General features: G+C 30.6%; 18 protein-coding genes and 1 tRNA gene. 10 read left to right on the top strand and 9 right to left on the bottom strand.

Annotated features, from left to right (window positions below):
- Positions 1 to 52: 52 nt before the first annotated feature.
- Complete coding sequence (ybeY, locus tag U0D62_RS06935; RefSeq protein WP_322194825.1) at positions 53 to 475, bottom strand: rRNA maturation RNase YbeY; 423 nt, start codon at positions 473 to 475, stop codon at positions 53 to 55.
- A complete protein-coding gene (locus tag U0D62_RS06930; protein WP_322194823.1) occupies positions 468 to 3,905 on the bottom strand; it encodes a DUF4175 family protein in 3,438 nt (1,145 codons plus the stop codon). The genes ybeY and U0D62_RS06930 overlap by 8 nt, the downstream gene beginning before the upstream one ends.
- A 101-nt stretch (positions 3,906 to 4,006) precedes the next feature.
- Between U0D62_RS06930 and U0D62_RS06925 the strand changes: the two genes are divergently transcribed.
- From U0D62_RS06925 to U0D62_RS06905, 5 genes are all read left to right on the top strand, one after another.
- Positions 4,007 to 5,047 (top strand): alkane 1-monooxygenase, encoded by a 1,041-nt coding sequence (locus U0D62_RS06925; RefSeq protein ID WP_322194821.1) that lies wholly within the window; start codon positions 4,007 to 4,009, stop codon positions 5,045 to 5,047.
- 109 nt (positions 5,048 to 5,156) lie between these two features.
- Positions 5,157 to 6,671, top strand: coding sequence for a glutamate--tRNA ligase (gene gltX / locus U0D62_RS06920; protein WP_322194819.1), 1,515 nt, complete (start codon positions 5,157 to 5,159; stop codon positions 6,669 to 6,671).
- Between the two features lie 129 nt (positions 6,672 to 6,800).
- Positions 6,801 to 6,968: a hypothetical protein gene (locus U0D62_RS06915; RefSeq protein ID WP_322194817.1), complete on the top strand. Its 168-nt coding sequence runs from the start codon at positions 6,801 to 6,803 to the stop codon at positions 6,966 to 6,968.
- A 67-nt stretch (positions 6,969 to 7,035) separates the two neighbouring features.
- Positions 7,036 to 7,986 carry an SPFH domain-containing protein gene (locus U0D62_RS06910; protein WP_322194816.1) on the top strand — a complete coding sequence of 317 codons (951 nt, stop codon included), beginning with the start codon at positions 7,036 to 7,038 and terminating at the stop codon, positions 7,984 to 7,986.
- Between the two features lie 255 nt (positions 7,987 to 8,241).
- On the top strand, positions 8,242 to 8,751 hold the full coding sequence (locus tag U0D62_RS06905) for a hypothetical protein (protein WP_322194814.1): 510 nt from the start codon (positions 8,242 to 8,244) through the stop codon (positions 8,749 to 8,751).
- Between the two features lie 54 nt (positions 8,752 to 8,805).
- Here the strand turns inward: U0D62_RS06905 and U0D62_RS06900 are convergent, their stop codons facing one another.
- The gene (locus tag U0D62_RS06900; protein WP_322194812.1) at positions 8,806 to 10,851 is read right to left on the bottom strand and encodes a glutamine--tRNA ligase/YqeY domain fusion protein; all 2,046 of its coding nucleotides are present in this window, start codon (positions 10,849 to 10,851) and stop codon (positions 8,806 to 8,808) included.
- A gap of 123 nt (positions 10,852 to 10,974) precedes the next feature.
- Here U0D62_RS06900 and folB point away from each other — a divergent pair, with 123 nt between their 5' ends.
- Positions 10,975 to 11,334 (top strand): dihydroneopterin aldolase, encoded by a 360-nt coding sequence (gene folB / locus U0D62_RS06895; protein WP_322194810.1) that lies wholly within the window; start codon positions 10,975 to 10,977, stop codon positions 11,332 to 11,334.
- Positions 11,335 to 11,432: 98 nt separating this feature from the next.
- A tRNA-Cys gene (locus tag U0D62_RS06890) sits at positions 11,433 to 11,503 on the top strand.
- Positions 11,504 to 11,540: 37 nt separating this feature from the next.
- On the opposite strand, the gene U0D62_RS06885 is transcribed toward U0D62_RS06890, so the two are convergent.
- The 3 genes from U0D62_RS06885 to rnr form a co-directional block, all read right to left on the bottom strand.
- Positions 11,541 to 12,233, bottom strand: coding sequence for a LysE family translocator (locus U0D62_RS06885; protein WP_322194808.1), 693 nt, complete (start codon positions 12,231 to 12,233; stop codon positions 11,541 to 11,543).
- Between the two features lie 39 nt (positions 12,234 to 12,272).
- Positions 12,273 to 12,947 (bottom strand): head GIN domain-containing protein, encoded by a 675-nt coding sequence (locus tag U0D62_RS06880; protein ID WP_322194807.1) that lies wholly within the window; start codon positions 12,945 to 12,947, stop codon positions 12,273 to 12,275.
- 76 nt (positions 12,948 to 13,023) lie between these two features.
- On the bottom strand, positions 13,024 to 15,225 hold the full coding sequence (gene rnr / locus U0D62_RS06875) for a ribonuclease R (protein WP_322194805.1): 2,202 nt from the start codon (positions 15,223 to 15,225) through the stop codon (positions 13,024 to 13,026).
- Between the two features lie 388 nt (positions 15,226 to 15,613).
- Between rnr and U0D62_RS06870 the strand changes: the two genes are divergently transcribed.
- The 3 genes from U0D62_RS06870 to U0D62_RS06860 all read left to right on the top strand — a co-directional run bounded on the left by U0D62_RS06870 (position 15,614) and on the right by U0D62_RS06860 (position 17,451).
- Positions 15,614 to 15,853, top strand: a complete 240-nt coding sequence (locus U0D62_RS06870; RefSeq protein ID WP_322194803.1) for a DUF2007 domain-containing protein — start codon at positions 15,614 to 15,616, stop codon at positions 15,851 to 15,853.
- A 613-nt stretch (positions 15,854 to 16,466) separates the two neighbouring features.
- Entirely contained in the window at positions 16,467 to 16,901 is a 435-nt protein-coding gene (rpiB, locus tag U0D62_RS06865; RefSeq protein ID WP_322194801.1) for a ribose 5-phosphate isomerase B, read from the top strand.
- 103 nt (positions 16,902 to 17,004) lie between these two features.
- Positions 17,005 to 17,451 carry a GNAT family N-acetyltransferase gene (locus tag U0D62_RS06860; protein ID WP_322194800.1) on the top strand — a complete coding sequence of 149 codons (447 nt, stop codon included), beginning with the start codon at positions 17,005 to 17,007 and terminating at the stop codon, positions 17,449 to 17,451.
- 56 nt (positions 17,452 to 17,507) lie between these two features.
- Here the strand turns inward: U0D62_RS06860 and U0D62_RS06855 are convergent, their stop codons facing one another.
- The 3 genes from U0D62_RS06855 to U0D62_RS06845 all read right to left on the bottom strand — a co-directional run bounded on the left by U0D62_RS06855 (position 17,508) and on the right by U0D62_RS06845 (position 22,445).
- Complete coding sequence (locus U0D62_RS06855; protein ID WP_322194798.1) at positions 17,508 to 19,130, bottom strand: S41 family peptidase; 1,623 nt, start codon at positions 19,128 to 19,130, stop codon at positions 17,508 to 17,510.
- Positions 19,131 to 19,165: 35 nt separating this feature from the next.
- Positions 19,166 to 19,549, bottom strand: coding sequence for a ribonuclease P protein component (gene rnpA, locus U0D62_RS06850; RefSeq protein ID WP_322194796.1), 384 nt, complete (start codon positions 19,547 to 19,549; stop codon positions 19,166 to 19,168).
- Between the two features lie 163 nt (positions 19,550 to 19,712).
- Positions 19,713 to 22,445 carry a T9SS type A sorting domain-containing protein gene (locus tag U0D62_RS06845; RefSeq protein ID WP_322194795.1) on the bottom strand — a complete coding sequence of 911 codons (2,733 nt, stop codon included), beginning with the start codon at positions 22,443 to 22,445 and terminating at the stop codon, positions 19,713 to 19,715.
- Between the last annotated feature and the right edge of the window lie 144 nt (positions 22,446 to 22,589).

Below are 22,589 nucleotides of genomic sequence, written 5' to 3'. Positions count from 1 at the left end.
ACTTTTATAACAATGTTCCACGTGGAACAGTTAATTATTTTTTCTTTTATTATTAATTATGTTCCACGTGGAACATAGCTAATTTTTCATCTTCTTTGTTTCTCATATTCTCATCCTCTTCCTTCGTTTTATCCTTGTATCCACAAAAATGAAGGACTCCGTGAATAATAACTCTTCGTATTTCCTCTCCGAAATCTGTATTGAATTCTAATGAGTTTTCCTTTACTCTTTCTACCGAAATAAAAATATCCCCATTCAGTTCATTACTTATACTGTTATCAAAACTAATAATATCAGTATACGTATCGTGATCTAAAAAGTCTTGGTTAATTTTTAAAAGGTACTCGTCATCACAAAAAATATAACTTATTTCTCCTTCTTCTTTATCTTCCGACACAATAACTTTACTTATCCAATCAGAAATAATTTCCTCTTTTATCTCCTTAAAATCTGTTTCGTAAAAAAAATTAATCATTGTCTTTCTTGAAATACTCCTGTACTTTTTGTTTGAAATTTTGCCGCAAAGGTAATACTTGTCTATTTAATATTTCAGTAGTATTAAAATATTGTTTTGCTTTATCTAAATTAGCTTTGTTTTTGTTTTGAAACTGAGTCTGATTTGTTTCAGATTCTCTCTTCTCATCCTCTCCTTGTTCAAAACTTGCATCCTCAAGTTTTATCAATTCGTGCTTAAGATCTAACATCTTAGATAATGTGTTTTCATTAAATCCTTTCTCCAATAACTCTTGCTCTACCTGTTCCATTCTCCTCAATAAATCACTGCCGACTCCTCTACCTTTTCCCTCTTTGTTTATCTTATCCTGCAGAGCATTTCTAAGTTGCTGTTGTTCTTTATAAATATCATATAATTCTCCATTAAGGTCTTCGTTAAATTCATCAGATTCGCCTTCACCTTCATCTCCATTTTCTCCATTCTTTCCTTCCTTCTCACCCTTACCTTTCTTCTTACCTTTACCGTTTTTATCCTTCTCTCCACTCTCGCCTTCTCCATCACCTTGTCCTTGTCCCTGTCCTTTTTCTTTACCTTGTTGCTCGCCTTTGTTTTGTTCACCAGGTTTCTCTCCTTTGCTATTACCTTTTTCTGTACCTTCTTTCATTTTATCATTCAACTCACCTTGTTTCTTGATAATATCTGGTAGTTGAAATTCATTAGGATTTCCTTTCCCCTTTCCTTTTCCTTTGCCAGAAGATGACATGCTGTTTTGCATGTTATCCAAAATTCTACTCAATAAATAAGCCAGGTCATTTGAACCAGTAACGGTGTATTGTTGGTTTGCCGTTCCTTGAACAACTTGGTTTTCTGCCAATCTCTTTAATGACTTATCTATATTGAATTCTACATCCACTAATTTTTGTGTTACATCATCTGTTATCTGAGGGGTTCTCAACGCCAATGCATAAATACTATCATCTATGTGAATAAAGTTTTCTCTTAAAACACTTTGCCTTTTAAGCTTCTTAGAATATACAGGGTTATCAATATTAATACCCTTAAACTCTTTCATAAGATTTTCCTGTTCAATAGAAAAATCCACCAAATTATCCAAAATCTGTCGCAGCATTTCTACATCTTCTTCCATCTGTGCCTCACCAGACATCTGCATCTGCATCTGCATAGAATTGCTCATTTGTTTCATTTTTTGAGCAGCGCTTTTTTGGTTTTTTTTAGCTTCAGATTTCTTTTCCTTTTCTAAATTATCACTTGCCTTTTGTTGTTCTTCATTAATTTCTTTTTCATCAGATTTCTTTTGATCAAGATTCATTGGTTTTTTTAAGTCCTCATTTTGCTTTCTCAGATCCTGCATTTCCTTTTGAAATTCCTCAAAATCTTTATTCAATTCATCCTGTTTTTCTTTGGTGTTTTTATCTTCTGATTCCTCAGAAAGTTCTTCTTGTTTTTCTGATAATTCATTCAAGAAATTGGCTAATTTCTCATGCTTTTCTATAACATAAAAACGCTTAGTTAATTCTAATAACTGTTCTAGACTCTTCTCAAGATTCTTGTTTTCCTTTGCTAACTCTTCTAGTTTTTCAGTCAGTTCTTCCTTTTGTATTTTCTCTGCAAGTTTCTCTATTTCCTCTAATAACTTTTCATTCTTTTTTAACCTCTCCTCATTACGTTCTATCTTTTCTTTTAATGCATCCTTGAACGGTTCTTCTTCTTTTTTCTTTTCAAATTGATCAAGATTATCCTTCAGCTTTTGAGAAAAATCCTTCATCATTCTTTCCTGTTTCTTTTGCCTCTTGATGAAATCTTCAAGCTTTTTGTTATCATTAAAATCTAATCTTTTCTTTTCTTTTTGAAGTTTACTTAAACTATTTAATTCTTTTTCTTGTTCTTTAAATTTGTCTAAAGATTTATTCAAACCAGAAATAGCTTCGTTCTGCTCCTTTAATTGTTTAACTTCTTTTTCTTCTTTTGTTAATTGTCTAAAATTGAAAACCTGGCTCTTTGTACTTTTATAATTATGTAAAACGTCATTATCAAAAACCTGGAAGTAAAACTCATAATTTACCCCATCCTTTAATTCTATATCCCCAGGAAAAGCGTAAATAAAATCATCAAAAACTTGTTTCTCAATTGGTAATTCAATACTGCTTTTTTCTTCAGAATTCTCAGTATCATAATACACCAATCTCAATCTACTTAATCCATAATCATCACTAACCCTACCCAAAAAATATACTGTTTGGTTATCAACAGTATCCTTTTCTGATTCCAAATTTAATTCTGGATATTGATCCTTTACCACATTAAGGCTAAAAGCTAGGTTATCATAATTAGTTATCTCATTGTTTGATGTCTTAATTTCATAATCCAAATCATTAAATAATCGTAAGCTATGAGAAAATTTAGTTTCTGTTTTAGAGAATGATATAGAAGAATCTTTAGTAGATAAGTTTACTTCGTTTGTATTTCTAGTGTTTATTATCCACTCTACATTTGTTCCTTCTGGTATAGTAGCATTGCCAGAACTTTTAAGGACTTCATCCTTTTTTCCAACATACTCTGGGTAATCCAGTTTCATTTCAAAACTTAACAAAGTAGGCACAGGAACAATATTTAGACGGTAAGGTTTAGAACTTACTTCATTAGATTGTAAAACAAAATCTATTGTTTGATTGGGCTTTACAAATGTATATTCAAATTCACCTACTCCAGTATTTTTAAGAAAATATATTTCATCATTATAAGTAATACTCACATTACCCGGAATTATATCACCTGATGTTCTTACTTTTAAGATATAATCTTTATTTTCGAATGCATTAAGCTCAGAATTGGTAACAAAGAACTGAAAAGGCGCAGGTGGTTCATATGCTGTTTGATAATTAACCACTCTTTTATAACTATCTGAAAACCAATGTGTTTTATTAAAAAATACAATTAACACAATTATTGCTGCAGGAATTGCTGCATATCGCAAATATTTGACGTTTTTTCTAAAATTTATCGCTAATCTAAAAGGTATAGGACTTAACTCTCCAGATTTCTGATCGATACTGGCCAATAGCAATGATGATGATGATTGATTCTTACTTAGCTGTAATAAGTTAAGTAACTTATCATTCACCTCTGGAAAATGATTACCAATTATTCTTGAAGCTCTATCATAATCTAACCCCTTTGTTAATCCGAAAAGCTTAGTTATTGGTATAGCGATAAACCTAATAAATAAAGAAATTTCTACAACAATAAATAACCAAAACAATATTGTTCTTCCTAAACTATTAAGCCATAAAAAATTTTCTATTAACAGAGTTATTATAAAATACAACACTCCTATTGCAAAAAAAAGTATGGTTCCTTTTATTAATTCATTAAGATAAAACTTTCTTATAAATCCTTCTAATTTGTTCTTTATAAGCTCAAAACTATTCATAACTAATCCTTTCCTTTCTCATTAACCTTTAAAGCTACAATTTTATTTTAAATAGAATTGTTATATTTATGATAATTCAACTATCTAGCTATTAATTCATTATGAAAGATTTTAAATATATCTGCGCATATTCCATACCCATAACCGCTTTTATAGGTTTATCATTACAAGGAGTTTATAGCTATATTACTCCTATCTATGCTTTTATACTTATACCAATCATAGAACTTATCTCTCCCATTTCATCTAAAAATCTAGAGGCTCAAACCAAAACTTCTAAGTCCAAAAAAGCATTATTTGATTGGATGTTATATCTAAACCTGCCTATAGTATATAGCATTTTATTATTTACTCTTTATACTGTTACAAATTATAATCTTGAAACATACGAAATAACGGGTATCATTTTTACTACGGGAATAGTACTTGGGACTAATGGCATAAATGTAGGTCATGAATTAGGTCATCGTTTTACTAAAGAACGCTTCATCGGTAAAGCTCTTCTTCTCCCCTCTTTGTATATGCATTTTTTTATAGAACATAATTTTGGGCACCATCTAAAAGTAGCAACCAAAAATGATCCCGCCACTGCAAGATATAATCAAATCCTTTATACCTTTTGGTTTACCTCTATAGTTAATCAATACATCAGTGCCTGGAAAACTCAAATGAAATTATTAAAACAAAATCAACAATCTTTTCTATCTATCAAAAATGATATGCTTTGGTATTTAATAATTATTTCTTCTTACCTCATAATTATAGCACACTTCTTTGGTTCTATTGGATTTATAGTTTCTCTACTAAGTGGTATTGTAGGTTTTCTTCTTCTAGAAACTATTAATTATGTAGAACACTATGGTTTATTAAGACATAAAACTTCTTCAGGAAGATATGAACGTGTAAGAGAAATACACTCCTGGAATTCTAACCATACTGTAGGGAGAATCATGTTATATGAACTTACCAGGCATAGCGATCACCATCATAAAGCATCTAAAAAATATCAGTTATTAGATCATCACGATGAAAGTCCTCAATTGCCCTTTGGTTATCCTACATCCATGGTAATAGCACTAATCCCTCCAATATGGTTTATGTTTATGAATAAAAGAGTTCCTCTTAATATGAAACCTTCTTAATCATTTTGTTAGTTTTAAATTATAATTGCTCTATAAAAAACTATTCTTATCGAGAGCTCTTTTAAATTTGAATACTTGCCATTATCTTTGCATATCAAAACAGATAATCATGGCAACAAACATCAGGGTACGATTTGCTCCTAGTCCAACCGGACCCTTACATATAGGTGGTGTAAGAACAGCACTATTTAATTACTTATTCGCAAAAAAAAATAACGGAACTTTTGTCTTAAGAATTGAAGATACTGATCAAAACAGGTATGTTCAAGGCGCAGAAGATTATATAAAAGAATCTCTAGATTGGTGTAATATTCCTTTTGATGAAGGCCCTGGTAAAGATGGTGGATTTGGTCCTTATCGTCAAAGTGAACGTAAACATCTTTATAAACAATATGCCGATCAACTCATAAATGATGGATTTGCTTATTACGCTTTTGATAGTTCTCAAGCACTTGATGATTTAAGAAATGATCATCAGGCTAATGGAAAAACTTTTGTATATAACTGGCATAACAGAGAAGAACTAAATAATTCTTTATCCTTAAGTGAAAAAGAAGTTCAACAAAAACTAGATTCTGGAGAGGATTATGTGATTCGTTTTAAGTCTCCGAAAAATGAGATTTTGCACTTACAAGATGAGATTCGTGGAGATATCAAAATAGATACTAATGTTCTTGATGATAAAATATTGTTTAAAAGTGATGGCATGCCAACCTATCACCTAGCCAATATTGTTGATGATCATTTAATGCAAATCACTCACGTTATTCGCGGCGAGGAATGGTTACCTTCATTAGCATTACACGTTTTATTATATCGTTCTCTAGGATGGCAGGCTCCAAGTTTTTCGCATTTGCCACTTATTCTTAAACCTGTTGGTAAAGGTAAACTTAGTAAGCGTGATGGTGATAAAGGAGGGTTTCCTATATTTCCATTACAATGGAATGATCCAAAAACACAAGACGTTTCTTCTGGATATAGAGAAGATGGTTATCTACCAGAAGCTGTTGTTAATATGTTAGCTTTTTTAGGTTGGAACCCTGGAACAGAACAAGAATTATTTTCTTTGTCTGAGTTAATTGAAGCATTTGATCTGAAAAAAGTGAATAAAGCTGGAGCCAAATTTGATCCTGAAAAAACCAAATGGTTCCAACAACAACATTTACAACAACAGGATAATAATTTGTTAATCGATCAATTTACCAAAATACTTGAAGATAAAAATATCTCTACAACGTCAATAGATATATCTCAAATAGTAGAAATGGTAAAAGAACGAGCAATTTTTATTAATGATCTTTGGGATTTAAGTTCTTTTATTTTTGAATCTCCGGTGCATTATGATGAAAAAGCTACTAAAAAAGCATGGAAAGAAGACACATCAAACTTAATGTATGAGCTTACAAGAATACTAAATGATATAACAGATTTTTCAACAGATAATGTTTCAAAAATTGTAAAAAGCTGGATTACTGGTAAAGAAATAGGTTTTGGCAAAATCATGATGCCACTCAGAATCTCATTGGTAGGTTCTTTACAAGGTCCAGATTTATTCGAAATAGCCTCCATATTGGGTAAAGAAGAAACTATTAGACGGATAGAAAACGCTATAAAAATCAATTAAGTCTTTTACAGTTTATTTAATTCAAAAACGTTGTTCATCGATGAACAACGTTTTTTTGTTTCTATATCTTATGTAACATTTCTCAAAAAAATAATACTCATATTATAACCACCCCTACAAAATATAACTATGAGAAAACAATATAAAGTCATTAAAATATCTGAAAATTGGTCTATAGAAAAACTTAGAACTCGTATAGAAGAAACTTTAAACAAATTTTCTAATGATGGATGGATGTTAGAAGATTTATCTTTTATACCTAACACTTATGTAGCTATAATAACAATTTCAAAATAAATAAAATGGTTTACTATTAATTAGTAAATTCATTCTCGTAACATTTAACTTTAACACCAAAAAAAAAATGAACTACTATTTCATACCACTTTTTATTATAGGGTTTATCATATTGATAAAATTCTTCTTTGTTGTAAAACAACAAACCTCTGCTGTAATTGAACGATTTGGAAAATTTCAAAGTATCAGAAATTCCGGATTACAAATGAAAATACCTATTGTTGATAATATAGCCGGTCGCGTAAATTTAAGGATCCAACAATTAGATGTTATTGTTGAAACTAAAACAAAAGATGATGTATTTGTACGTTTAAAAATATCTGTTCAGTTTCAGGTAATCAAAAGTAAAGTTTATGATGCATTTTATAAGCTTGAAAATCCACATGATCAAATTACGTCTTATGTATTTGATGTTGTACGTGCAGAAGTTCCTAAGATGAAATTAGACGATGTTTTTGAGCGTAAAGATGATATTGCTATTGCGGTAAAGCAAGAACTTAATGAAGCGATGATTAATTATGGTTATGATATTATCAAAACTTTAGTTACTGATATCGATCCGGATTTACAAGTAAAAGAAGCAATGAATCGTATTAATGCCGCTGAACGTGAAAAAATTGCAGCAGAATATGAAGCTGAAGCAGAAAGAATTAAAATAGTAGCCAAGGCTCGTGCAGAAGCAGAAAGTAAAAGATTACAAGGTCAAGGTATTGCAGATCAACGTAGAGAAATTGCAAGAGGTTTAGAAGAAAGTGTTGATGTTCTTAACAATGTAGGTATCAATTCTCAAGAAGCTTCTGCTCTAATTGTAGTTACTCAACATTACGATACTTTACAGTCAATTGGAGAAGAAACTAATAGTAATTTAATTTTATTACCAAATTCTCCACAAGCTGGAAGTGATATGTTAAATAACATGATTGCTTCTTTTACCGCCTCAAATCAAATAGGTGAAGAAATGAAAAAGCAAAATGCAAAAAAAGGTCTTGGTAGAAAAAAACCAGGTACCCAAGAATAAAATTTCAAAATCCACGTTTTATAAACCCATTTTACTTTGTTAGAATGGGTTTTTGTTTTGATATAGATTTAGATATAAAATAAAAAGTAGGAATTTACTGAAAACACCGTATTAAGCCTTCTGTTGTATTTTTATAAATGTAGTAATAAAATTATATTACGTAATTTTAAAAAACTCTTAAAAGCTTTTATAATGAGTCGTTTTTAATAAGAAAAATTGATTAACTTAGAAATAATATAATAAATATTGATAGTCATGAAAAATTACCTTTTGTTATTACTTTTTGTTTCGGGAAGTATTTTTTCACAAAATACCGGAAAACTAAAAAAGATGGCCATTAGAGATGCCAAAGCAATTTCTGAAGCATCCTTAAAAAAAGACATAAATACTATTTTAAATTATACTCATCCAAAAATTCATAAAAAATATGGTGAAAAAGAATTGACCGCAACTATGGATGAAATTTTTAGAACTATGACTGCTCAAAAAATAAAAATAGTTAGTTCTAATGTAGATGAAGTTACAGAAATTAAAAAAGAACAGGGAGAATATCGTTGTTTGGTAAAAAATACTATAAAAATGGATTTTAATGGCAGAACTGTTACTTTAAAAAGTTCACTTTTCGGTTTTTATGATAAGAAAAAATCACAATGGTATTTTGTAGAATCTAATAAGTTACTTGATGATCCAGCAACACAAAAGATATTTTCAAGATTTAAAACAGAAATTGATATCCCTGTAGACGAACAAATAGCTGATAATTAAGTATCTATATAATAATAAAAAGGAAAATGATGACATTTTCCTTTTTTGTATATTTTAATCAATATTATATTTTTTTAATATTTCTATAGCCTCTTTTTTTAATAAATCATTATCATCATTCGCTGCCTTAGAAATAAACTCAATTGCAATATCATCCGGTCTAATTTCTTTTGTTTGAAGTACAATATCAAGTGCAACTATTGTTGCAATTCTTGTTCCTACTTTTTTAGCTGCAGTTTGGTATAAAGGCACTAATTCTTCAATTTCAACCTTCTTAGCTGCCTCTTGTATTTTGCTTTTAAGCAGTTCTCTCTTCTCATCAGGTAAATTGGTATACTTCTTCCCTGCTCTTTTGATTTCATCGATCGCAGCTACCTCATTTGGCTTATTCTGCGGTTGTTTAGAAGTATTAGATTGTTTCTGTACAGGTTTTATTTTTGCCCAAGTGTCACGTAAACCAACTGTTTTATTAAATACTAATGCTTCTGAAGTACTATCAATATCAACATTAAAATATCCTAATCTCTGAAACTGAAACTGATCTAGAGGTTTTGCATCTACCATACTAGGCTCTACATATCCTTTAATAACCTTAAGAGAATCCGGGTTTATAAACTCCATAAATTCTTTGTCTTTATGACTATCAGGAGCTTCATCATTAAACAACCTATCATACACTCGCACTTCTGAAGGTATTGCATGCTTTATAGATACCCAATGTAATGTTCCTTTTACATTACGTTTTGATTCTTCACTACCACTACCCGATCTACTTTTTGGATCATATGAACAATGGATTTCAATTATATTTCCAGCTGCATCCTTTACAACATTTTCTCCTTTAATGATGTAAGCATTCTTAAGTCGTACTTCTTTTCCTAATGTTAGTCTGAAAAACTTTCTACCTGCTTCTTCTTTAAAATCCTCTCTTTCTATATACAATTCTTTTGAAAAAGGCACCTTTCTAAACCCTGCTGCTTCATCTTCTGGGTTATTTTCAGCTTCTAACCATTCTTCTTCATCCTCAGGATAATTTGTAATTATCAGTTTTACAGGATCCAACACAGCCATTACTCTATCTGCAATCTTATTAAGATCTTCTCGAACACAAAATTCTAATAAAGAAACATCTATTACATTCTCTCGTTTAGCTACTCCCACTGTTTCTACAAATTTACGTATAGATGCAGGTGTATATCCACGTCTTCTTAAACCAGAAATTGTAGGCATTCTCGGATCATCCCAACCAGATACAATTCCTTCTTCTACAAGCTTAAGCAATTTACGCTTACTCATAATCGTATAGCTTAAGTTAAGACGTGCAAATTCTCTTTGTTTTGGTCGTATATCCTGTGTATATATCTGATCCAAAAACCAATCATATAATTTTCTATGTGGTTTAAACTCTAACGAACATAGAGAATGTGAAATACTTTCTATATAATCACTTTCTCCATGTGTCCAGTCATACATAGGATAAATACACCAATTATCTCCTGTTCTATGATGCGACTTTTTTAAGATACGATACATCAAAGGATCACGCATTAACATATTAGGATCAGCCATATCGATCTTGGCTCTAACCACATGTTCACCTTCATTAAAATCTCCATTCTTCATTTTGGTAAAAAGATCCAAATTCTCTTCTACTGATCGATCTCTGAAAGGGCTATTAACTCCAGGTTCTGTAGTTGTTCCTTTTTGCTCTGCTATAACCTCTGCTGATTGAGAATCAACATACGCTTTTCCTTCATTTATTAATTTAACCGCCCAATCATACAATTGTTGAAAATAATCTGAAGAATAACACTCTTTATCCCATTGATATCCCAACCAGGCAATATCTTTTTTTATTGCATCAACATATTCTTGTTCTTCTTTTGCAGGATTGGTATCGTCAAACCTTAGATTTACCGGAGCATTATAATGAAGTCCCAGTCCAAAACTAATACCAATAGCTTTGGTATGACCAATATGTAAATACCCGTTAGGTTCTGGTGGAAATCGGAATCGTAAATTCTTAGAATTCATTCCATTTCTTAAGTCTTCTTCAATAATATGCTCAATAAAATTGAGTGATTTTTTTTCTTCTGTCATTGGTATTCAAATAAAGTACAAAACTACTAAAATTCTAATCTTCAGATAGCATTGTTTTACAAGTGATTTTGATAAAACATGTATTTTATCAAAAAGAATCTTTTACCTTTGTAAAAAAACGCTGTGGGGCTTATTAAACTAAAGAATATAAAGGTTTATGCATATCATGGATGCCTTGTCGAAGAAAAGAAAATTGGATCAGATTATCGAGTTGATCTTAAAGTAAAAGCAGACTTATCAAAATCTGCTAGCACAGATCATTTGGCTGATACTGTAGATTATGTTCATCTTAACCATATTGTAAAAGAAGAGATGGCAATTCGTTCTAAGTTATTGGAACACGCTGCTGAACGAATTTTAGTTCGTATATTAGATGAGTTACCTCTGATAGATAAAGTGAGTATTGATGTTTCTAAAATTAATCCTCCAATAGGTGGTAATGTAGAAATGGTAACTATTACCAGAAGTAAAATAAGGGAATAGTAATTTTAAAATATTTTGGTTTTTGTATAAAAAATCTTCCACCTACTTACCGTTAGAAAGGATAAATTTTTTTACATTTGCCAACCAACTGAAAATTGGGTGTCGTGGCCGAGTGGCTAGGCAGTGGTCTGCAACACCATCTACAGCGGTTCGAATCCGCTCGACACCTCAAAAAAATCCTGTAAAAACTTACAGGATTTTTTTATTTAGAACCTTGAATTAGGTGTTATTTTTTCGATTTCATCTTTTAATCTTTTTTCTACTGTATCCGGAAGCACTCCTTTTACAATAAAAAATATCCCAAAAATGATCATTATTATACTAATCGATCTTTTTATAATATAAGTACGTTTTGGTGTTAATTTTCGCTTAAGTCGTTTTGCTAGAAGCATTTTAAAAACATCTACAATAAGATATGTTCCTAAAACCATTACAAAGAATAATACTATCCTATTGGTATTCATATCTAATTGTGGACCTACTACTACTATTACTCCTAACCAGAATGCCAATACTCCTATATTAATAAAATTGAGTAAAAAGCCTTTAATAAATAACATAAAGTAATTATGTTTATTAATAACTTCTACAGAGGTATCTCTTAATTTATTATAGTTCTTTTTTTCTTGTATAAAAGAAATAATACCATAAATAGCCAGAAGCATCCCACCAAAAATAAATAATGCAGGATCATCTTTAATTTTTTCTAAAATCTGATTGGTACTAAAATATGCAATCAAAATAAACACAATATCTGCAAAAATTACTCCCAGATCTACTGCCAATGCAGCCCTAAACCCTTTAATAGCTGCGGTTTCAAGGAGTACAAAAAATACAGGGCCAATTAAAAAGGCTAATAAAAATCCAAGTGGTATTGCTGCCTGAGCGTCTTGAAGCATAGAATGTAAGCGTGTTTCTTACAAAGTTAAAAAAACTCGTTAGTTAACTTCAATAATTTTTCCACCAAGTATCTTTTGTGGATCTACTTCTTTAGGGTTTCCATAAATTTTTATTACTCCACCAGCATTAGTATTTGCTTTAATATAATTACTAGCATAAACTTCTGCAGTACCTCCAGCACTTATTTTTACCTGTGTATCTTCTGTTTTTAATTTCTTAGCATAATATTGACCACCAGAATTAATAACTACTTCTTGTTCTTCTGCGCTTCCGATAAGTTCTAACAAACCTCCAGTTACAGCTTTTGCATATAAATAATTTATATCTAATCTTGTTGCTATACTAGCTCCTTCCTGAACTCTCAGATCTAATGTATTACCTTCAATAGTATGATCACTTTCTACTCTGGATCCTTCATTAGCATCAATTTTTTTGATTTTTTTGTAGTAAACAACAACTTCAGTATTATTATTATCCCAAATATTATCTAGTGACATTTTTATTTTTAAAATGTTGTTATTTTGTTTTATATCAACATCTCTTCTTTTGATTCCTGTTATCTCTACTTTATTTTCATCACTTTGAACAAGCGTTACTTGAATTTTATCAAATACTTTAAGTTCACTAAAATCTCCTATGTTCTTTGTTACAACATCTTGTGCTTGTGCTATCATCCCCATGCATAGCATCCATACAAATACTAACTTTTTCATTGTTTTAAATTTTAGAATTACAATTCGATATTAAGTTTATGTGTGATAACTAGCTTTATGTGCTAGTATGTATTATTTATTCTATTTCTTCTCTATGACCTAATAATGTAAAATCAAGGTGTCTTTTAACAAGATCTGCATTTTTTACTTTTACATATACTTCATCTCCCAACTGATATACTTTTTTAGAATTTTGCCCTATAACTGCATATTCATCCTGATCAAAAATATAATGATCATCACTCATATCTTTAAGACGTATCATTCCTTCACATTTATTAGAAATAATCTCAACATAGATTCCCCACTCAGTTACTCCAGAGATTACACCCAGAAATTCTTCATCTTTATGATCTTTCATGAATTTGATTTGCATGTATTTTATAGAATCTCTTTCTGCGCTTGCAGCTAGATTTTCCATACTACTACTATGATTACATTTTTCTTCAAATTCTTCTTCTGCTACAGATTTTCCATTATCCAGATAATGTTGTAACAAACGGTGTGCCATAACATCCGGATATCTTCTTATTGGTGAAGTAAAATGAGAATAATAATCAAATGCTAAACCATAATGACCAATATTATGTGTAGTATATTCTGCTTTACTCATACTTCTTATAGCAAGAGTATCTACTAAATTTTGTTCTTTTTTACCTTGAACGTCTTTAAGTAATCCATTGAGTGATGTCGTGGTAGTTTTACGATCTCTTAAATCTAATTTATATCCAAATCTACCGATGATATTTTGTAAAGCGGCTAATTTCTCATCATTAGGTTCATCATGAACACGATATACAAATGTTTTTTTAGGATTTTGCTTTCCGATGAATTCTGCGACCTTTTTATTAGCTAGTAACATAAACTCCTCAATAAGTTTATTAGCATCCTTAGAAGTCTTAAAAAACACTCCTATCGGTTCGTTATTATCGTTTAAACCAAATTTAACTTCTACTTTATCAAATGAAATAGCTCCGTGACGCATTCTTTGTGTACGCATAATCTTTGCTAATTCGTCTAATTTTAAAATAGCATCAGCTATTTTTTGGTCTGCTTTATATGTTTTTCCGGTTAATGAAATTTCAGCAGGAATTGTATTCTCTTTGGTTTCTATAATATGCTGTGCTTCTTCATAAGCAAATCTTGCATCTGAATAGGTTGCTGTTCTACCAAACCATTGATTTTTAATTTCGGCTTTATCATTCAATTCAAATACTGCAGAAAAAGTATATTTTTCTTCGTGTGGTCTCAATGAACAGGCATTGTTTGATAAAACCTCTGGCAACATAGGTACTACTCTATCTACCAAATAAACTGATGTTGCACGCTCATAAGCTTCTTCATCTAGAATCGTTCCTGGTTTTACATAGTGCGAAACATCAGCAATATGAATACCAATGCTATAATTACCATTTTCTAAAACTTCAAAAGATAACGCATCATCAAAATCCTTTGCATCTTTGGGATCTATTGTAAACGTAAGCGTTTTACGCATATCTCTACGTTTTTCAATCTCTGATTCCTGAATACTTGTATCTAATTTATTAGCATAATCTTCTACTTCTTCAGGAAACTCATAAGGTAATCCATATTGAGCTAATATGGCATGAATCTCTGTGTTGTGCTCTCCTGGTTTACCTAAAACTTTTACAATTTTACCAAAAGGTGAATCTGCTTTTTCTGGCCAATCTTCAAGTTTTACCAACACCTTATCACCATCTTCTGCGGTATTTATTTTATTTTTTGGAATAAAAATATCTGTATACATTCGAGAATCCTGCATATTCACAAAAGCATAATTCTTTTGTATTTCTATTACACCTACAAATTCATTTTTCTTACGTGAAATAATCCTTGAAATTTCTCCTTCACTTTTACCTCTTCGCTTTCTTTTATAGACATATACTTCTACTTGATCTCCATCTAATGCCTTGTTAAGATTGTTATTAGGTATAAAAATATCATCTTCGAGATCTTCTACAATCACATATCCAGAACCTTTGGAAGTGATTTCTAAAATACCTGTATATGTATTAATATTTGGTATAATTTTAAATTTTCCTCTACCTACTTCTTCAATTTGTTTTTTTGCAGCAAGTTGAGCTAATTTTTTAATAATTTGATTACGGCTGCTTGCATCATTTACTCCAAATTTTGCAGCTATCTGCTTGTAGTTAAAAGTTTTATTTGGATCTGATTTAAGTATTTTGAGAATTCCTTGGGTAATATTTTCAATTTTTGGTGACTTCTTTCTTCCTCTTCTACTCTTTCTTTTCATTAATATCATTTATGTTATATGTGATAAAAATACAGCTTATCTTTTAACATCTGTAATTTTAAGTTTAAACTTTTATTAATCATTAGGTGTAATTCATTTTAAACACCTATTTATTATCACATCTGTAAATCAGATTTTTACAGTTAAAAAAACTAAATCCATGTTCTTTTTTTAATAAAAAAAGCATATAAATTCATACCTCTATCTATTCTAATATTCTCTTAATTCATCTATAAATTATATTATAAATCAGAATTAAGAAACTGTGATCAATTCAAGAATAAATAATTCTGTAAAACCATATAAACAGGTATTTATTTGTATTTATTTAACCTAATTTCTTTTTTAATAATTCGTATATTTAGGTAATCTACTTAGGGAAAATTATATGAAAGATTTTATTATCGTTGGAACCTATACATATCCTTATGAATACGCTATTCTTAGACTTCTTTTGGATAGAGAAGGTATTTCGTATTTCTTCGAAAATGAAACTATGATCGGAGTATTTCCTTTTTACTCTAACGCTTTAGGAGGTATCAATCTAAAAGTTCATTTAAAAGACAAAGAGCGTGTTCTACAAATCATAGATGACCTAAACACAAATTCACACTTAAGAATTGTATAAACCTATATCCTAATAAATATAGTTTTGAACATATATTATATATATCTTTTTTCTTTTCTTAAATTTTAAAAATAAAAATAATGATTATTATGTAGTGTGAATAACGGTATAACTTTCTCAAATTTTATTTGCTTATTAAGTTTAATTGAATTTTCAGAAATATATAAACAGGATATTAAATACTTAAATGCTTGAAAATGCTTTAAAAACAAAATTTAATTAACAGTTGTTAATATATTATAAACACATGATAACTTTGATATTTTTACGGGAAAGACGTAGTTCATAACCTTAATTTAATACTTGAAAAGTTAGCCAAAAAAAGTGTAGTTAAAATTTTGATATGTTCTTATGAAGCTTGTATTCTAATAAAAATTAAACTAACCAAAAAAACTTTCGGAATTTTAAGAACTGTTTATCCACAATATATGTGAACAGTAAGTATAGAGTTATTAACATTGCCTTAATATTGAGTTAATATACTGTTTACGTGGTAATTACGTTTTTTTTGAAAGGAATCATAAAACTGAAGTTGAGTTAAGTATCTTTGTAAAGTAAAAAAGAGGAAAAACAAAAAACTCTATCAGATTTTTAAAATAATATATATAATCAGATGAAAGTAGCTATTGGAAACGATCACGCAGGTACAGAATATAAATTGGCAGTTGTCGCTTTTTTAGAATCTCAAAATATAGAAGTGATTAATTATGGTACTAATGAAAATAGTAGTGTAGATTATCCAGATTTTGTACACCCTGTTGCAAAAGATGTTGATTCAACAAAAGTTGATCTAGGAATTTTAATTTGCGGAAGCGGAAATGGTGTTGCAATGACTGCAAATAAGTATAAAAATGTTCGCGCTGGGTTATGTTGGACAAAAGAAATAACAGAATTAACAAGATTACATAATAATGCTAATATTATTTGTATTCCTGCACGATTTACTTCTCAACCGCAAGCATTAGAAATGGTAAAAACTTTTCTTGATACAGAATTTGAAGGTGGTAGACACTTAAATAGGGTTAATAAAATACCTATGTGTATGTAAACTGATAGTTGTAATTCTTTACAACTACATTTTATAGGTAAAAAAGGCAATTAAGAGACTAATTGTTTATTTACGTTATTAATCATTGTATACTTTCAAATTTATGGATCTTAATTTTACGGTTAAACGTTTTGATGAAATAAGTGCAGAAGAGATGTATAAAATTTTGGGCTTACGCGCAGAAGTTTTTGTGGTTGAACAAAATTGTGTTTATCAAGATATTGATGATAAAGACCAAGAAGCACTGCATGTTATTGGTATTAAAGAAAATACTATAGTAGCATACACCAGAATTTTTAGTCCAGGTGATTATTATGAAGAGGCAAGTTTTGGAAGAGTTGTGATTCCAAAATCACACAGGCAATTTGGTTATGGTCATAATTTAATAAAAGAAAGTATTAATGCTATTGAGAGTTTTTTTAATACAAAAGAGATAAAAATTTCTGCTCAGACCTATCTAAAGAAGTTTTATGAAACTCATGGATTTAAACAAGTAGGAGAGGAATACCTTGAGGATGGAATCCCACATATGGCAATGAAACGAACTTAAAAAAATAAACCTTCAGAAACTTCTGAAGGTTTTAATATTTTTAGATTATAAATAAGTTATTTTAAGATCTTATTATACTTATTTTTATTTCCTAATATTTCTTTACTCATAGCAACCTCGGGATTATGAGTTACATAGTAGTCATATAATCCTTCTCTATAAAAATAGCGCTTAACAATCTCGTCAGTTAATAGTGTTACAATCTCACTTTTATAATCATCTAGAGCTTTTTCTTTTGCAGTTTTGACTGAAGAAAGAAGTGCATTATAATTTTGAGAAATGTCTTGATCAAGTTTTTCTTTTTGAGCCATTTCTAACGATTTTTTTAATGCTTTTTCTGTTTCTGTTTCATAATTAAAATCACTTTGTTTTACAAAATTTTTAAAATCTTCATAATCGTTATCTGTAAACTTAAACTCATCTGAATTCTTTAGTTGATGCGAATAATAATACTTAGTACCGTAATCAAAAATGGCATCAGACCTTAGTAAAGCAGTAGTAATTTTACTGTATTTAGAAGTTTCTAATACTATATCAGGCTGTATACCACCACCATCATATACAGTTCTTCCGTTTTTAGTTTTAAAAGCTTTAAAATCTTTTTTATCTATCCTTACGGCATTATTGTTTTTATCGCGATTCCAGTAATCCAGTGCTTGTATACATCTACCACTTGGAGTGTAGTATCTGGATATTGTTATTTTTAATTGGGTTCCGTAGGTTAGTTTTTTAGGGCGTTGTACAAGACCTTTTCCAAAACTTCTGGCTCCGATAACAACACCTCTATCAAGATCTTGAATACTTCCGGCTACAATCTCACTAGCAGAAGCACTTCTACCATTAACTAATACCACCAAAGGAATTTCAGTATCTACAGGAGATTTTTTTGTATAATATTCTTTATTGTATTTTTTTACAATAGATTTTGTTGTTGTGATGAGTTCTCCTTTAGGAACAAAAATATTAGTAACGTTGATAGCTTCGCTTAATAATCCTCCGGGATTTCCTCTTAAATCAAGAATAATCTTATCGGCACCTTTAGCTTTAAGGTCTTTTAAGGCTTCAATAGTTTCTTTAGAAGCTTTATTATTAAACTTTGATAAAACGATGTAACCAGAGTTATCATCTAACAATGTATGATAAGGAACGGCATCTACTTCAATTTCTTCACGAGTAAGCACTGTGTTTTTTGTCTCTCCTTGTCTTTTAAAAATAATATCTACTTTAGTCCCACTAGCTCCTTTTAAAAGCTCTCCAGCATCTTCTTCAAAATCGGCAACTTTTGTATCTCCTATTTGAATAATTTCATCTCCCGCTTTAAGACCAGCTTTGTCTGCAGGATAATCTTTATAAGGTTCTACAATAATAATTTTGTTTTTTATAGTTTTTACAGAAGCACCTATACCTGTGTACTCTCCAGAATTTCTAATTTTAGAAGCTTCTACATCTTGTTCATTCCAATATTTAGTATAAGGATCTAAATCATCTAGCATCGCTTTTATTGCTGTATCCATAAGCTCAGCAGGATTGGTCTCATCTACATAATTCATGTTTAATTCTTTAAACATAGTAGTAAAGATTTCAATCTGTTTTGCAATCTCAAAGAAATCGGACTTAAAACTAACCGTCGAAAACAAAATAACGACAGCAACAACGGGGTAGAGAATTTTCTTTTTCATCATTATTGGATTATATTTTTTGATAAAGAAAGATGTCAATCTTTATCAAGCTCTTGCTTATTAAATTTTTGTAATATTCTTTCTATTTTTGATTCAATTAATGAATACTCTGGCATTTCTTTGCCAGTATATAAAAATAAAAAAGTGAATTGATGAGTAGTGTTGTGGGTTACAATATACTTATTTTTTCTGTAACCTTCGCGCAATAAACGTTTTATGCGATTGCGATCTACAGCTTTTTTAAAATTGCGCTTACTAACAGATACTGCAGCCTTAAAACAGATATTATCTGGAGTTGTTGATTCTCTATATACAAGACGTATCGGAAATTGAGCTATTGATTTTCCTTCAGAAAAAAGTAATTCAATCTCTTTTTTACTTTTAAGTTTTTCGTTTTTATTAAAAGATTCTTTTATCATCGGGATAAAAGTAATGATAAGTTCTTACTTAAAATCAGTATAATCTCTTAAAAGAAAGAAGACTCTAATGCTTTAAACATAATTCTTTGTTATAAAAGATAGGAATAAAATAATCCGGTTTTGAAACTTTCAAAACCGGATTATATATAAAGAATTAACTTTTTTAATTTTTGATAAAAGTAATTGCTTTTGATCTATTACTAGATGCTAGTTGTAAAACATACAAACCTTGTGTTAGCTCTTCAACATTAATTTGTTTTTCGCTATTTAATGTACCTGTTTTGATCACTCGACCATTAAGATCAGCTACAGAATAAGTAAGATCTCCTTCAGCAAACGAGCTTTCAAGATCAATATTTATGATAGAAGCAGCTGGTATTGGATACGCTACAAAACTATTAGAGGCACTATCAAATTCTGGTACAGAAAGAGAAGGTGTAACTGTTGCTTCATACATTCCGTTACCATGAGTTCCTATCAATAAAGTGTTATTAGAAGGCTTATAAGCCAAAGCACTTACTAAAGCAAACCCTATTTGATCAGGAGATTCTAATGTCCAGTCTTCTGCTAAAGGATCTAAACTACTAAACAAACCTCTTGCAGTACCTACATAATAGTTAGCTTCACCATCTATTTCGGTAATTGCTGCAGATCGAATAGAGAAAAGATTTAGGTTTCTTTCTACAAGATTCCAATCCGGATTGGCAGCAGTTGCATTTGAAGTTAGGTAGATATTAGTAGTACCGTAATTAGAATATGTAAGTAAAACAATATCTGGATTAGTAGGGTGAACTGCAATACCACTAACATTCCCATTAGCTCCTGCAGGAGTAATATCGCTAGCCAGAACTATGGATGCAGCATTTTGAGGATCGTTTAATCTTAATAATGTTCCAGCATTTCCTCCAATCAATAAATAACTAGATGCAGCATTATAAGCTCCCCAAGTAGCAGCATATTGTGATATACGTTCGTTTTGATTACCACTAGCTGAAGCATCTCCTATAGCTCCTAAGTTGGTCCAGGTATTGGCCGTTACTGTTGGAGCATCAGTTGTTCTATACATATTACCTAAACCGGCATAATATAATGCATTATTGTTGCTCGGGTCTAAATAAAAATAAGTTACAAACTGACTATTGTTAGGTGTTCCGGCTGGTGTTATAATTCCATCAGGAGTTATATCTGTAAATTCTGTATTAGAGACTCTAAAAACAGGACCTAATTGGAAACCTAGATAATATAATGCAGGAGCAACTCCTACGGCAACACCATCTCCTCCTGCTATAGTAAACATAGAAGTAAGATCAGTTTGACCAAAACTGGTTCCACCACCAGTGGTTCCATTATCTTGAGCACCACCTATAACAATATCTGATCCAGCTGTCGGATCGGTTGCTACATGATAAAATTGATAAGTTTGGTAGTTATTATTAAGATTTGTCCAAGCTATAGTACCTGCTGTAATATCATCTGTTCTATGAACTCCACCGTCTGTACCAGAGAATAAAATGTTTGTATTATTAGGATCAAAAACCAGTGCATGAATATCTGGGTGATGTCTATCACCTCCAACACCTAAATCATACAAAGCAAAATTTTGATTATTTCTATACCCACCAATTCTGGTAAAAGTCACATCATTTACTATATCTTCAATTTTATAGGCATTGGTTCCACCAATAACTACAAAATTTGGATCATCAGGTTTTACATTTACTATAAGATCATAACCGCCTTGAACAGCAATAGGATCGTTACCCCCAAGATCACCTCCTGGTTCATCTGGCATTTTAGAGGTATAATCTGTGAAGGTATCTGTATTATCATTAAATTGCCATAACCCTGCTTCTATATTAGTATCTCTTGTATAAAATATATATACAATATCTTCATTAGAAGGTGCAATAGATAAAACAATTCTTCCACTAGGATCAAAGTCAATAGGACTTCCATTTTGAGCAATTCTAGTCCAAGATCCAGTACCGGTAGGAGATTGCCACACTCCTGCATTACTACTATTATTGTCAAAAGAAGCATAAACAATACCAGTACTACTAATCACAACATCTGTGTTTGCATTATTGGTACTTGATAACTCTTCAACCCAATCGGTACCATTAAATCTTAAAAGACCTCTTATAGTGGCTGCAAATACTTCTCCTGTTATAGGATGAACAGCAACTTTATTAACGATATCAAAGGTAGAATCAAATTCTGTTTGAGAAGAAGCTGTAGATGGCATTTGAGTCCAGTTTAACCCACCATCTGTAGATTGCCAGATTCCTTGTCCAAAGAAAAAAGCACCACCACCACTAGCACTATTACCAGATAACTCTCCAGTACCATAATACCAGATATTTTCAGAACCAGCTCTAGGGTCTTGTGCAATAGATGTTGCATTATGTATTTGATTGTTTGCAGAAACTTTTGTCCAGTTACCACCACCATTAGTAGTTCTAAACACACCACTACTAACACCACCAGCAATGATAGTATTACTAGTTGCATCAGATCTGTCTATAACTAATGATCTGGTTCTACCTCCTAAATTTGAAGGCCCTCTTGAAACATAAGTAGCAGAACTTGAATTTTTTGCAATAGTTTCATCCATGAGTTGTTTAGAAACAACTATTTCTTGTTGCTTTTCCTCGAATGGAATTTGCCCTGTTTCTGGATTTACCTGAAAATCAAACTCACGTTGAATACGTTCTTGTGCAAAACGCCGCCGTTCTTCTACGGTCTTTTTTTTCTTCTTTTTTTCTTCTTTTTTTAATGGAGTTAGTTGTTCTGAAGCAAGATCAGTGTTAGTTTCATTATTATTAATGTGCGCAATAGTAAATAATAATGAAATCAAAACTACCGAAAAGAGAAGTAGTAATTTTCCTTTTTTCATAATTTTAAGTTTAAACAATTATATTTTTGTCCCTAAAATTATCAAAATCTTACATTATAAGGCTTTTTTTTAACAATAACACAAAATAGTTACTTTAAATAGGGGAAATTTCCGATTTTATTAATATTTAAGAAAATAGGGTAA

The organism is Aquimarina callyspongiae (genome assembly GCF_034322225.1).
Taxonomy (GTDB): domain Bacteria; phylum Bacteroidota; class Bacteroidia; order Flavobacteriales; family Flavobacteriaceae; genus Aquimarina.
Note: the sequence above shows the minus strand (reverse complement) of the source record. Positions and strands in the feature narration are given on the sequence as shown.

Coding starts and splice junctions, on each gene's coding strand:
- U0D62_RS06900 (WP_322194812.1), bottom strand. CDS start 10,851: ATGACAGAAGAAAAAAAATCACTCAATTTTATTGAGCATATTATTGAA.
- rnpA (WP_322194796.1), bottom strand. CDS start 19,549: ATGATAAAAGAATCTTTTAATAAAAACGAAAAACTTAAAAGTAAAAAA.
- U0D62_RS06880 (WP_322194807.1), bottom strand. CDS start 12,947: ATGAAAAAGTTAGTATTTGTATGGATGCTATGCATGGGGATGATAGCA.
- U0D62_RS06885 (WP_322194808.1), bottom strand. CDS start 12,233: ATGCTTCAAGACGCTCAGGCAGCAATACCACTTGGATTTTTATTAGCC.
- U0D62_RS06915 (WP_322194817.1), top strand. CDS start 6,801: ATGAGAAAACAATATAAAGTCATTAAAATATCTGAAAATTGGTCTATA.
- U0D62_RS06925 (WP_322194821.1), top strand. CDS start 4,007: ATGAAAGATTTTAAATATATCTGCGCATATTCCATACCCATAACCGCT.
- ybeY (WP_322194825.1), bottom strand. CDS start 475: ATGATTAATTTTTTTTACGAAACAGATTTTAAGGAGATAAAAGAGGAA.
- U0D62_RS06905 (WP_322194814.1), top strand. CDS start 8,242: ATGAAAAATTACCTTTTGTTATTACTTTTTGTTTCGGGAAGTATTTTT.
- rpiB (WP_322194801.1), top strand. CDS start 16,467: ATGAAAGTAGCTATTGGAAACGATCACGCAGGTACAGAATATAAATTG.
- U0D62_RS06860 (WP_322194800.1), top strand. CDS start 17,005: ATGGATCTTAATTTTACGGTTAAACGTTTTGATGAAATAAGTGCAGAA.
- U0D62_RS06870 (WP_322194803.1), top strand. CDS start 15,614: ATGAAAGATTTTATTATCGTTGGAACCTATACATATCCTTATGAATAC.
- U0D62_RS06845 (WP_322194795.1), bottom strand. CDS start 22,445: ATGAAAAAAGGAAAATTACTACTTCTCTTTTCGGTAGTTTTGATTTCA.
- U0D62_RS06910 (WP_322194816.1), top strand. CDS start 7,036: ATGAACTACTATTTCATACCACTTTTTATTATAGGGTTTATCATATTG.
- U0D62_RS06855 (WP_322194798.1), bottom strand. CDS start 19,130: ATGAAAAAGAAAATTCTCTACCCCGTTGTTGCTGTCGTTATTTTGTTT.
- U0D62_RS06930 (WP_322194823.1), bottom strand. CDS start 3,905: ATGAATAGTTTTGAGCTTATAAAGAACAAATTAGAAGGATTTATAAGA.
- gltX (WP_322194819.1), top strand. CDS start 5,157: ATGGCAACAAACATCAGGGTACGATTTGCTCCTAGTCCAACCGGACCC.
- rnr (WP_322194805.1), bottom strand. CDS start 15,225: ATGAAAAGAAAGAGTAGAAGAGGAAGAAAGAAGTCACCAAAAATTGAA.